Source organism: Micromonospora sp. NPDC003944 (genome assembly GCF_053605225.1).
This window is the reverse complement of the sequence record NZ_JBSGIV010000041.1, coordinates 50,397-62,893: the sequence shown is the minus strand read 5'-3', so window position 1 is coordinate 62,893 and position 12,497 is coordinate 50,397. Positions and strand designations below refer to the sequence as shown.

General features: G+C 72.4%; 10 protein-coding genes and 1 pseudogene. 8 read left to right on the top strand and 3 right to left on the bottom strand.

Annotation, left to right across the window (positions count from 1 at the left end):
• The 8 genes and pseudogenes from ACWER9_RS20665 to ACWER9_RS20630 form a co-directional block, all read left to right on the top strand.
• Positions 1-202, top strand: a pseudogene (locus ACWER9_RS20665) (ABC transporter substrate-binding protein); the annotation flags it as partial.
• Position 203: 1 nt separating this feature from the next.
• Complete coding sequence (locus tag ACWER9_RS20660; RefSeq protein ID WP_452303370.1) at positions 204-1,139, top strand: ABC transporter permease; 936 nt, start codon at positions 204-206, stop codon at positions 1,137-1,139.
• A gap of 4 nt (positions 1,140-1,143) precedes the next feature.
• A complete protein-coding gene (locus tag ACWER9_RS20655; RefSeq protein ID WP_452303369.1) occupies positions 1,144-2,034 on the top strand; it encodes an ABC transporter permease in 891 nt (296 codons plus the stop codon).
• Entirely contained in the window at positions 2,034-3,677 is a 1,644-nt protein-coding gene (locus tag ACWER9_RS20650; protein ID WP_452303368.1) for a dipeptide ABC transporter ATP-binding protein, read from the top strand. The genes ACWER9_RS20655 and ACWER9_RS20650 overlap by 1 nt, the downstream gene beginning before the upstream one ends.
• The gene (locus ACWER9_RS20645) at positions 3,674-4,882 is read left to right on the top strand and encodes an LLM class flavin-dependent oxidoreductase (protein ID WP_452303367.1); all 1,209 of its coding nucleotides are present in this window, start codon (positions 3,674-3,676) and stop codon (positions 4,880-4,882) included. The genes ACWER9_RS20650 and ACWER9_RS20645 overlap by 4 nt, the downstream gene beginning before the upstream one ends.
• Before the next feature lie 15 nt (positions 4,883-4,897).
• Positions 4,898-6,253 (top strand): NtaA/DmoA family FMN-dependent monooxygenase, encoded by a 1,356-nt coding sequence (locus ACWER9_RS20640; RefSeq protein ID WP_452303366.1) that lies wholly within the window; start codon positions 4,898-4,900, stop codon positions 6,251-6,253.
• Positions 6,250-7,317: an LLM class flavin-dependent oxidoreductase gene (locus tag ACWER9_RS20635; RefSeq protein WP_452303365.1), complete on the top strand. Its 1,068-nt coding sequence runs from the start codon at positions 6,250-6,252 to the stop codon at positions 7,315-7,317. The genes ACWER9_RS20640 and ACWER9_RS20635 overlap by 4 nt, the downstream gene beginning before the upstream one ends.
• Before the next feature lie 18 nt (positions 7,318-7,335).
• A complete protein-coding gene (locus ACWER9_RS20630; RefSeq protein WP_452303364.1) occupies positions 7,336-8,460 on the top strand; it encodes an LLM class flavin-dependent oxidoreductase in 1,125 nt (374 codons plus the stop codon).
• A 26-nt stretch (positions 8,461-8,486) separates the two neighbouring features.
• On the opposite strand, the gene ACWER9_RS20625 is transcribed toward ACWER9_RS20630, so the two are convergent.
• The 3 genes from ACWER9_RS20625 to ACWER9_RS20615 are packed head-to-tail and all read right to left on the bottom strand — an operon-like array spanning position 8,487 to position 12,418.
• A complete protein-coding gene (locus ACWER9_RS20625; protein WP_452303363.1) occupies positions 8,487-9,143 on the bottom strand; it encodes a response regulator in 657 nt (218 codons plus the stop codon).
• Positions 9,140-10,435, bottom strand: coding sequence for a sensor histidine kinase (locus ACWER9_RS20620; RefSeq protein WP_452303362.1), 1,296 nt, complete (start codon positions 10,433-10,435; stop codon positions 9,140-9,142). The genes ACWER9_RS20625 and ACWER9_RS20620 overlap by 4 nt, the downstream gene beginning before the upstream one ends.
• Before the next feature lie 42 nt (positions 10,436-10,477).
• Complete coding sequence (locus ACWER9_RS20615; protein ID WP_452303361.1) at positions 10,478-12,418, bottom strand: serine hydrolase domain-containing protein; 1,941 nt, start codon at positions 12,416-12,418, stop codon at positions 10,478-10,480.
• Positions 12,419-12,497: the final 79 nt, after the last annotated feature.

Genomic DNA, 12,497 nt, shown 5'->3' with positions numbered 1-12,497 from the left:
CGGTCAGACCACTGCGGACCCGACGAAGCGTGCCGGCATCTACGCCGACCTGCAACAAAAGGTCGTCGCCGAGCAGGCCCTGCTGCTGCCGCTGTACGCACCGGCTGACCAGATCGCCGCCAGCACCGGCGTCGGCGGGGTCCGCTTCGAGCCCACCGCCGGGGTACCCGCGAGCGCGTACGACCTGTGGATCGGCAAGTGACATGAGTAGCCCACCCGTGCGTGCCGTGGCCCGCAGGCTCGGCGCCGGCCTGGTCGTCCTCTGGGTCGCGGCCACCGCCGCCTACCTGGCGCTGCTGGCCGCTCCCGGCGACACCGTGGACAACATCGTCGCCGACGGTGCGGACACCCCGCAGATCCGCGCCGAGATCATCGCAGACTGGGGTCTGGACCGGCCGGCCGTCGTGCAGTACCTCGACTACCTGGGCCGGTTGGGTGGCGGTGACCTCGGTCGCTCCTACCTGCTGCACCGTCCCGTCACCGAGGTCATCGGCGAACAACTCGCCCCCACCCTCACCCTCGCGGTCGCCGCCGCCGGGCTCGGGGTGCTGCTCGCCCTGCTCATCGCGGTGGTCACCGCCGGGGACCGGCGACCGTGGCTGCGCCGGGTCAGCTCCGGCACCGAGCTGCTGCTGGTCTCCACCCCGTCGTTCCTGATCGGGCTTCTGCTGCTCAGTGTGCTGTCGTTCCGGTTCGGGTTCTTCCCCGTCTCGGGCGACCAGGGAATCGCCGCGTTGGTGCTCCCCGCCGTGACCCTCGCGCTGCCCATCGCCGGGCTGCTCGCCCAGGTGCTGCGCGACGGCATCGACAAGGCCCTCGACGAGCCCTTCGTGCTCACCGCCCGCGCCCGAGGCGTACGGGAACGAACGGTGTTGGTACGCCACGCGTTGCGGCATGCCTTCCTGCCGGCGGTCAGTCTGGCCGGCTGGGTCTTCGGCATCGTGATCGGCGGCACCGTCATCGTCGAACAGGTCTTCGGCCGGCCCGGTCTCGGGCAGGTCACCCTCACCGCGGTCACCACCCGGGACATGCCGGTGGTGCTTGCCGTGGTCACCCTCTCCGCTGCCGGCTACGTCGTGGTCAACACCACCGCCGACCTGGCATACCTGCTGGTCGACCCGCGTCTGCGAAGGAACTGAACCGATGACCGTCACCCTGGGCCCCCCGCTCACCGACGCGCCCGCCCGGCTCCTCGTCGACCCGGCCGAATCAGCCGTACGCCGACGGTCCCGGCCGCGACCCGGCCTGCTCGCCGCCGGGGCGTACCTCATCCTGCTCGTCGTCGCCGCGGCCTGGCCGGCGGCGCTGACCTCCACCGACCCGCTCGCCGCCGACCCGCTCGCCGTGCTGAGCCCGCCCGGCCCCGGGCACTGGTTCGGCACCGACCACCTCGGCCGCGACGTCCTGACCCGGGTCGTGTACGGCGCCGGTCACTCGCTCACCATCGGCGTCGCCGCCACCGCGATCGCGGTGTCCGGGGGCGTGCTGCTCGGCCTGCTCGCCGGCCTCACCCACCGGGTCGCCGACGAGGCGCTGAGCCGCACCTTCGACGCGCTGTCGGCATTCCCCATGTTGCTGCTCGCCCTGCTGTTCATCGCCATCGCCGGCCCCGGCACCGCCAGCCTGATCGTCGCCATCGGCATCGCCACCCTGCCACACCACGCCCGGGTGGTCCGCGGTCAGACGCTCGTCGTCCGCCGCTCCGGCTATGTCGAACAAGCGGTCACGTTCGGCCAGTCCCGGCCCCGGCTGGTGCTGCGGCACGTGCTGCCCAACGTGGTCGGACCGGTGCCGGTGCTCGCCGTGATCGGGCTCGGTGAGGCGATCCTCGCCGCCGCGGGGCTCAGCTTCCTCGGGATGGGTCCGCAACCGCCGTCGCCGGAGTGGGGCGCGATGCTCTCCGAGGGGCGCAACTACCTCCAGGTGGCCTGGTGGATCAGCATCCTGCCCGGCCTGGCGGTCACCGCCACCGTGGTGTCGCTGACCGTTGTCGGCCGGCGCTGGCAGGCCCGTTTCGACGGACGGCGGCGCTGATGGCCCCGCTGGTCACCGTCGAGGACCTGCACGTCGACTTCGACACCCCGACCGGTCCGGTGGCCGCCGTGCGCGGCGTCAGCTTCGCGGTCGAGCGTGGCGAGTGCCTGGCCGTCGTCGGGGAGTCCGGTTCCGGCAAGAGCGTCACGGCTCGTACCCTGGTCGGTCTCGCCGGGCCGGGAGCGCGGGTCCGCGCAGCCCGGCTCGAACTGGCCGGCCATGATGTACGAGGTTATCGGCCACGGGACTGGCGGCGCGTCCGTGGCCGCCTCGCCGGGCTGGTCCTACAGGATGCGCTGGTCTCCCTCGACCCGCTGCGCACGGTGGGCGCCGAGATCGGTGAAGTGCTCCGCGCACACGAGATCGTCGGCCGCCGGGAACGGGCCGGCCGGGTCACCCACCTGCTCGACCAGGTGCACCTGCCGGAGCCGGAGCGACGCGCCCGGCAGTACCCGCACCAGCTCTCCGGCGGGTTGCGGCAGCGGGCGCTGATCGCCTCGGCGATCGCCGGCGAACCGGCTCTGCTGATCGCCGACGAACCGACCACCGCGCTGGACGTGACCGTGCAGGCACAGATCCTGCGGCTGCTCGCCGAGCGACGGGCCGCCGGGGTGAGTCTGTTGCTGATCAGTCACGACCTGGCGGTGGTCGCCCAGGTCGCCGACCGGGTCCTGGTGCTGCGCGATGGTCGGATCGTCGAGCACGGCCCCACCGACCGGCTGCTGCGGGCGCCGGTTCACCCGTACACCCGGCAGTTGCTGGCCGCGGTGCCCTCCGCGACGTCGCGGGGCCGCCGGCTCGCCGGGGCGTCCCTGGCCGGAGGCGCACGGGCAGCGTTGCCCAGCCGGCCCGAGGTCCGCGCCGACGACACCGTGCTCGACGCGGACGGCCTGACCAAGAGGTACGGCGAGCACACCGTCGTACGGGACGTCTCGTTCACCATCGGGCGGGGCGAGACGCTCGGCCTGGTAGGGGAGTCCGGGTCCGGCAAGAGCACCGTCGCCCGGATCGTCACTGGCCTGCTGGACGCCGACGCGGGCGCCGTCACCTTCGAGGGAACCGCGTGGGCCGGCGTGCCGGAACGGGCCCGCCGCCCCCTTCGGCGCAGGTTGCAGCTGATCTCGCAGGACCCGCTGAGTTCCTTCGACCCTCGCTACAGCGTCGGGCGGGTCGTCGCGGAGAACGTCGACCCCGACGTCAGCCGCGCCGACCGCCGCGATCACGTCGTGGACCTGCTGCGTCGCGTCGGCCTCGGCGCGGACCTGATCGACCGACACCCCCGGCAACTCTCCGGCGGGCAGCGGCAGCGTGTCGCCGTCGCCCGCGCCATCGCTCCCCGCCCCAGCCTGATCATCTGCGACGAGCCGGTCTCCGCTCTCGACGTCTCCGTGCAGGCCCAGGTCCTCGACCTGCTCGCCGAACTGCGCGCCACCGACGGCACCGCGCTGCTCTTCATCTCCCACGACCTGGGTGTGGTGCACCACCTCAGTGACCGGGTGCTGGTCATGCACCACGGCGCGGTGGTCGAGCAGGGCGCGGTCGGCGACGTCTTCACCTACCCCCGCCACGACTACACGCGATCTCTGCTGAACGCGCTGCCCACCCTGGTCACCGCCGGCCGCCCACTGGAGGAACACCGATGACCGAGAAGAGCCTGCACCTGGCCGTGGCCCTCGACGGCCTCGGCTGGCACCCCGCCGCCTGGCGGCTCACGCACGCCGACGCGACCGCGCCCCTGACCGCCCGCTACTGGAACGCCCTCGCCGGGGAGGCCGAACACGCCGCGCTGGACCTGCTCACCATCGAGGACAGCCTCGACCTCCAGTCGTCTCGGCCCGACGGTCCGGACGACCGCGTGGACGAGGTACGCGGACGCCTCGACGCGGTGCAGATCGCCGCCCGGCTCGCCCCGCTGACCCGGCACATCGGGCTGATCCCGACCACCAGCACCACCCACACCGAACCGTTCCACCTCTCCACGGCGATAGCCACGCTCGACCACGTCAGCGGCGGCCGGGCCGGCTGGCGGCCCCGGGTCTCCGCGCGCGGGTCGGAGGCCGGGCACTTCGGTCGCCGTGACATCCCGGCACTGGACCTGGGCCGGCTGGACGAACCGGAGGCCGTGCAGGTCGTCGGCGACCTCTTCGGCGAGGCCGGCGACGTGGTCGAGGTGGTCCGCCGGCTCTGGGACAGTTGGCAGGACGACGCGGTGATCCGGGACGTGCCGACCGGCCGGTTCGTCGACCGGGAGCGCCTGCACTACGTGGACTTCACCGGCCGGTGGTTCTCCGTCAAGGGTCCCTCCATCGTGCCCCGGTCCCCGCAGGGGCAACCTGTCGTCGCCGCGCTCGCGCACTCGTCGGTGCCGTACGCGTTCGCCGCCCGGCACGCCGACATCGTCTTCGTCACGCCGACCGACACCGGCCACGCCGCCACGATCGTGGCCGAGGTGCGGGCGGCCGAGGAGACCGTCGGCCGGGCCGGCACGCCGCTGCGCGTGTTCGCCGACCTGGTCGTGTTGCTGGGTGAGACGTCCACGCTGGCCAGGCACCGCCGGGACCGCCTCGACGAGCTGCACGGCGACGAGTTCACCTCCGACGCGACGCTCGTCACCGGTACCCCGGCGGAGTTGGCCGACCTGCTCGACGAGTGGCACCGCGCCGGAGTGGACGGTTTCCGACTGCGGCCCGCCGTGCTACCCGACGACCTGACCGCAGTCACCCGGGCGCTGGTGCCCGCGCTGCGGGAAAGGGGCCTGTTCCGCGCCGGCTACCCCGGCGGGACGCTGCGTGACCTGCTCGGCCTGCCCCGACCGGCCAGCCGCTACGCCGTCTCGACGACCGCCTGAGCACTGGAGACCAACATGCCCAAGCAGATCATCCTGGCCGCGCACTTTCCGGGCGTCAACAACACCACCGTGTGGAGTGACCCCGCCTCCGGCAGCCAGATCGAGTTCTCGTCCTTCGTCCACCTGGCCCGTACCGCCGAGCGCGGCAAGTTCGACTTCTTCTTCTTCGCCGAGGGGCTGCGGTTGCGGGAGCAGCGGGGACGCATCCACGACCTGGACGTGGTGGGACGACCGGACACCTTGACCGTGCTCGCCGCCCTCGCGGCGGTCACCACCCACCTGGGTCTGGCCGGCACCCTCAACACCACCTTCCGGGAGCCGTACGAGCTGGCCCGGCAGTTGGCCAGCCTCGACCACCTCTCCGGCGGGCGGGCCGCCTGGAACGTCGTCACCACCTCCGACGCGTTCACCGGGGAGAACTTTCGCCGGGGCGGCTACCTCGACCGGGCGCTGCGCTACGAGCGGGCCGCCGAGTTCGTGCGTACCGCGCGGGAGCTGTGGGAGTCGTGGCCGGCGCAGGCGATCGCGGGCGACCGGGACGGCGGCCGGTACGTCACCGAAGCCGCACCCGGCGCCTTCGCCCACCACGGTGACCAGTTCGACATCGCCGGGCACTTCACGGTGCCCCGCAGCCCGCAGGTGCACCCGGTGATCCTGCAGGCCGGCGACTCACCCGACGGTCGCGAGTTCGCCGCGTCCAGCGCCGACGCGATCTTCTCCCGACACGGCACCCTTGAGGACGGCCAGGAGTTCTACCGGGACGTGAAGTCCCGGCTCGCCCGGTACGGCCGCCAGCCCGGCGACCTGTTGGTCATCCCCGGTGTCACCTTCGTGCTCGGCGACACCGACGCCGAGGCGCAGGAACGCGCCCACCACATCCGCCGGCAGCAGGTCAGCCCCCAGACCGCGATCCTGCTGCTCGAACAACTGTGGAACCGGGACCTGTCCGGGTACGACCCGGACGGCCCGCTGCCCACCGAGGACCCCGACGTCTCCGGCGACGCGATCAGCCGGGGCCGGACCGGCATGTATCCCGACCCGGTCGGTACCGCTCGGCAGTGGCGGGCCCTGGCCGAGGAGAAAGGCCTCGGCATCCGCGACCTGATCATCGAGGTCACCGGCCGGCAGTCGTTCGTCGGCACCCCACACCAGGTCGCCGAGCGAATGAACCACTTCGTGCAGTCGGACGCCGCCGACGGGTTCATCCTGGTGCCGCACCTGACCCCGGGTGGCCTCGACGACTTCGTCGACCGGGTCGTCCCGTTGCTCCAGGAGCGCGGCGTCTTCCGCACCGAGTACACCGGGACCACGCTGCGCGACCATCTGGGTCTGCCCAGTGCCCGCCCGGTCCGCCCGGTCGGTGCGGCGTGAAGTTCCTGCTGATAACGCTCATCACCCACCTGCCCGACCCGGTCACCGGTCAGCGGAAGAGCACGACCGAGCGGTTCCGGGAGGTGGTCGACACAGCCGTCCTCGCCGAGGAGATCGGGTTCGACGGGTACGGCGTCGGTGAACGGCACGAGCGTCCGTTCATCTCGTCGTCGCCGCCGGTGGTGTTGAGCCACATCGCGGCCCGCACCTCCACCATCCGGCTGTTCACCGCGGTCACCACGCTCAGCCTGCTCGACCCCGTCCGCGCCTACGAGGACTACGCCACCCTCGACCACCTCTCCGGCGGGCGACTCGAGCTGATCATCGGTAAGGGGAACGGCGCCGCGCAGGCGCAGCTGTTCCACGTCACCGCCGAGGACCAGTGGGACCGCAACCGGGAGGGTTACGAGCTGTTCCGCCGGCTCTGGCGGGAGGACAGGGTCACCTGGTCGGGGACGTACCGGCCGTCGCTGACCGAGGCCGAGACCTGGCCGCGCCCGCTGCAACAGCCCATCCGGGTCTGGCACGGCAGCGCCACCAGCCGAGACTCCGTCGACCTCGCCGCCCGGTACGGCGACCCGATCTTCTCCGCGAACGTCACCAACCCCATCGAGCCGTACGCCGAACTCATTCGCCACTACCGGCAACGGTGGGCGCACTACGGGCACGACCCGGCGGACGCCCTCGTCGGTGCCGGCACCGCCGGCTTCTACGTGGCCCGCACCTCGCAGGAGGCGATCGAGCGGTACCGGCCGATCTTCGACGCCCGGGTGGCCGCGTTTCGGCGACTCGGCGTGCCACCGGTCTTCGGCACCCTGGAGGACGCCATCGACCGCAGCTCGATCCTGGTCGGCAGCCCGCAGCAGCTCGTCGACAAGGTGCTGCGCTACCACGAACAGTTCGGCCACGAGGTCATCCACCTCCAGGCCGACCACGACGGGCTTACCGACAAGCAGCACCGGGCGAGCCTGGAGCTGTTCCAGGCCGAGGTCGCGCCGGTGCTGCGTCGGGAGATTCCCAGCCGTCCCTTCCATCCGCCGACGCCCGCAACCGCCGCGGCCTGACCAGAAACGGGGTTCACCATGCCCTCCACGCCCCTGTCCGTCCTCGACCTCGCTCCGGTGCCCGCCGGTGGCACCGTCACCGAGGCCCTGCGCAACACCGTCGATCTGGCCCGTCGGGCAGAGCAGTCCGGCTACCACCGTTACTGGCTGGCCGAGCACCATCTCGCCGTCGGTGTCGCCAGCTCCGCGCCGGCCGTGCTCATCGGGCAGGTCGCCGCGGCCACCAGCGCGATCCGCGTCGGTTCCGGGGCCGTCCAGGTCGGTCACCGCACCGCCCTGTCGGTCGTCGAGGAGTTCGGCACCCTCGCCGCGCTCCACCCGGGCCGTATCGACCTCGGGCTCGGTCGTTCCGGTCAGCGGCGCGTCGAAGCCGCCCGAGAGGTCGCCGCGCCCACCCCGGCGCCTGTCGAGGCCCGGGTGGTCGACGGGCTGCTCATCCCGCCGCCGTTCTCCTACGCCCGGGTGCTCGCCTCACCGCGCTTTGCCCTGAGCAGCGCCCTGCTGCACCAACCGGGCGCCACGCCACCGCCCTTCGCCGAACAGGTGGCCGACGTCCTGGCCCTGCTACGCGGCGACTACACCGACGCGGACGGTCTCGACGCGCACGCCGTACCGGGGGAGGGCAGCGATCTCCAGGTGTGGTTGCTGGGCAGCAGCGGCGGGGAGAGCGCCCAACTCGCCGGCGCACTGGGCCTGCCGTTCGCCGCCAACTACCACGTCAGCCCCTCGTCGGTGCTCGACGCGGTCGCCGCCTACCGTGCCGCGTTCCAGCCGTCGACCGGGCTCGCCGAGCCGTACGTGGTGGTCTCCGCCGACGTGGTCGTGGGCGAGACCGACGACGCGGCACACCTGTTGGCCGCACCGTACGGGCCCTGGGTGCGCAGCATCCGCAGCGGCGAAGGGGCCATCCCGTACCCGAGCCCGGAACAGGCCGCCGCGCTGCCCTGGACCGACGACGATCGCGAGCTGGTCGCCGACCGGGTGGACACCCAGTTCGTCGGGTCGCCCGCAACGGTGGCCGAGCGGCTGCGCACCCTGCGAGACGTCACCGCCGCCGACGAGCTGCTGGTCACCACGATCACCCATGCTCACGCCGACCGGGTCAGCTCCTACGAGCTACTCGCCAAGGAGTGGAACGACTGATCCGACGCCGGGGCGGTGTGTCGCCGTCACCGGTGGGCCACCCCGTTCTGGTACGCCCACACCACGGTCTGTAGCCGGTCCCGCGCGCCGATCTTCGCCATCGCGCGCCCGAGGTGCGACTTGACGGTGCTGGTCTCGATGAAGAGCCGGTCGGCGATCTCGACGTTCGACAGGCCCTGCGCGAGCAGCTCCACGATCTCGGTCTCCCGCGCGGTCAGCTGGTGTGCCGCCGCCGCGTCCGAACGGGGAGCGGGCGTACGCCTGGCGAACTCCGAGATCACCCGACGGGTGACGGCCTGGTCGACGAGCCCGTACCCGTTCGCGAGGCGACGGATCGCCTCGATCAGCTCTTCCGGCTCACAGTCCTTGAGGATGAAACCGCTGGCACCGGACTCCAACGCGCCGAAGACGTACTCGTCGAGGTCGAAGGTCGTCACGACGAGCACCGCCGGTGGCGTCCCGGTCGCCTCGGCGACGATCTGCCGGGTCGCGGTGAGGCCGTCGCCGTGCGGCATCCGGACGTCCATGCAGATGACGTCCGGTTGCAGCCGGCGGGCCAGCTCGACAGCGGCGGAACCGCTCGACGCCTCCGCCACGACCTCGATCTCGCCGGCCTGTTCGAGGATGACGCGGAAGCCGGCGCGGACGACCGCCTGGTCGTCGACGAGCATCACTCTGATCATGCCGGGACCTCTTCCGTCGACAGTGCGGTGGCGGGACCGTTCGTCGGGAGTGTCGCGGCGACCGACCAGCCACCGGCCGCCGTCGGGCCGGCGGTGAAGGCCGCCCCGATCAGCTGGGCGCGCTCGCGCATACCGACAAGGCCGACGCCGCCGGTGCGCGCCGCCGGTACGCGTCGGGGCGTCACGGGTTCGTTCACCACCTCGAGCGACACCGAGCGGGGCTCGAAGCGGAGCACCACCCGCGCCGGAGCGCCCGGGGCGTGCTGACGGGCGTTGCTGAGCGACTCCTGCGCGATCCGGTAGAGCGCGACGTCGGCGATCGGCGGCACCTCGCGCTGCTCGCCCTCCCGGACGAACTCCACCGGGCCGGCGAGGGTGCCCGCGGTGCGGACGAGGTCGTCGAGCATGCCCAGACCCGGCACCGGGACGGCACCGTCGGCGCCCTCGTGCCCCGGCCGTCCGCGCAGGACACCGACGACGAGCCGCAGGTTGTCCAGGGTCTCCTTGCCCTGGCTCCGGATCCACGCCACGCCGGCCTTGGCGGCGGCCGGGTCCCGGTCGATCAGCCGCTCGACCGCCGCCGCCTGCACGACCATGCCGGAGAGGTGGTGGGCCGCCACGTCGTGCAACTCCCGGGCCATCCGGGAGCGCTCCGCGCCGATCGCCGCCTGGACCTTCGTCCGCTGCTCCCGGATCGCCTCGTCCGCCCGCACCCGGACCAACTCGACGTAGCGGCGGTAGGTGGCCACGTAGCCGCCGACGAAGGCCGCGCTGGCGTAGGTCAGGGCGCTCGCCGAGACGTACGCGGCGGCCGTCACCAGATCCGGGGTCACCACGACGGCCGCCGCGATCGACTCCGCCAGCACGACCGCGCCGACCGCCAGCAGCGCACGCCGAACCGGCAGCAACGACCCGACGGTGTACGCCACGACGAACGGGGCGATGCCCCGGATGGTCGCCTCGGGCAGCGAGACGCCGATGATGGGCAGTTGGAGACCGACGACGAGCGCGAGGCAGAGCAGTGGCCGGACCCGACGCAGGCACAGCAGCATCGCCTGCGCGCAGCAGATGGCGACGAGCAGCCAGGCCCACGTCGGGTCGAACGACACGCCGTCCTCCGGTGCCACGAACCAGAACAGCGCTGTCAGCAGCGTGAACGTCAGGACGGTCAGCGTCGTGGCCAGCAGACAGTCCCGGGCGAACACTCCGGTCACCCCGAGACGGGTGAGTCGTCCGTCGAGCCACTTCGTCAGTCGTGGTGTGCCGGGTTCGAGGTTGGCGTCGTCCCTCATGCGGTGCGCATCCTTGCTCCGGATCGTCCCAGGTCGGGCGGGTCAGTAGGAGATGTTAGGTGCGAGCAGGTGGAACTCCACGGCGAACCAACCCGCGCCGGCGAGGGCGACCAGGACCAGGCCGCTGCCGGCGATCCGTCGCCAGCCGACGTGTCGTCGGACGTCGTCCAGGAGCCGAACCGTGGCGGGCAGCACCCCGAGCAGACCGACAAGTTGCAGCACCTGAATGGTGCGCAGGGCGGCGGCGGGAACGTCCTGGAGGCTCATGATGCTGCCGATGCTCAGCACCCAGCCGGCGAACGCGAGCAGCGTGCCGGCGACGGCGAGGCGACTCAGGATCCGCGCGGTACGTCCCGCCCGCTCCCGGGGTGCCCCGCCGAGCCGACGGCGGACGATCGCGCCGACCGGCCAGGACAGTGCGGCCAGGAGCAGCACGACCGTCGACAGGACGAGCACCGGGATGGCCACCGTGGAGGCGCGGGCCGGTTCGACGGGCAGCAACGCGAACGCGGAGTCGAAACTGATCGCCTCGACCCGGTCGTCGGTGGCCCGCATGGCGATCGTGCGCTGCCCGCCGACCTCGCGCCAGACCCAGGGCGCCACCTCCTCGTAGAGCGCGGGGGAGTCGGAGAGCGGGCCCGGCTCCAGCAGCAAACGGTCGCCGTCGGCGACGCTGACCGTGGTCCGACCGACCAGGCCGATCGCCGTGAGGAAGTTGCTCCGTATCGCTCGCGAGGACTCGTACGTGCCGGCGGCGAGCGCGGCGTGCGTGGCGGTGGTCGCCGGGTCCGGGCCGGCGGTCGGATTCTCGTCGCGGGTGGGGAAGTAGCGGTCGGCGAAGCCGTTCACGATCGACTCGCGAAGTTCCTGGCTGTCCAGGGCCCCGGAGCCGTTGCTGTTGAGGGAGAGGAAGATGCCGGCCCGGTCGTCGGGGTAGATCTGCAGGTGGGAGTGGAAGTACTTGGTGTCGCCGCCGTGGCCGAGGATGCGGTGACCGTTGCGGTCCTCGGCGAAGAACCCGAGGGTCATCCGGGGCCCGTCGGCGAGCGTGCCCAACGACGTCGCGTCGAGTGCCGGCCGCTGCATCAGCTCGCGGGTCGGTCGGTCCAGCAGGGGAGCGAAGCCCACCTGCTCCCCGAGCTGGGCGAGCATGAACCGCGCCATGTCCGTCGCCGGGGCGCTCAGCGCGCCGGGCGGAGGCGTACCGACGATCTCGAACGGCGCAGCGGGTCCGGTGGAGGTGTCGTACCCATGGGACATCCGGTCGCGCAGGGCCGCCGGGAGGGGCTGTTCGAAGGTCGACGACGGCATGCCCGCGCGGTCCAGGATGGTGCGCTGGACGTACTCCTCGAAGCGCGTACCGCTCACGCGTTGGACGATGTAGCCGGCGAGCGCGTTGCTGTAGTTGGAGTACGCGGGGACGGTGCCGGGCTCGTAGATCTGCTCCGGCGGGTCGGTCACCAGGGCCCTGCGCAGGTCGACGTCGCCGCCGTCGGTGCCGATGAGGCCGGCGATCCGCTCCTCGAAGCCGGCGGTGTGCGTCAGCAGGTGCCGCAGGGTCACGGCCCGCTCGTAGCGGCGCGGCAGATCGAAGTCGAGGTACGTCTCGACGTCGGCGTCGAGGTCGAGCTTCCCGTCCTGCACGAGTTGCATGACGGCGGTGGCGGTGAACAGCTTCGACACCGATCCCATCCGGAACAGGTGCCGGTCCGGGTCGACCGGAACCGCTCCGCTGCCACCGTCACCGGTGTCGGCGTACCCGTACCCCCGGGTTGTGACGATTGTGCCGTCCTTGACGACGGCGACAGTGGCTCCCGCGATGTCGGTACGGTCCAGCGCGGCCGGCAGGAGACCGTCGAGCCAGGCGTTGACGTCGGTGTTGGTCAGGGCGGGCTCCGCTCCGCTGGGGCCGGCGGGAGCGGCCGGAATGCCGGCGGCCGGGGCCGGGTCGCCGGGTGACACGCCGCAGCCCGCGGTGGTCACGGCGACGACGGTGATGGCCGTGAGCGCCGCCGCGAGGCGGGCGGACCTTCCTGCGGGTCGCGGTGGGCGGGGTCGGAGA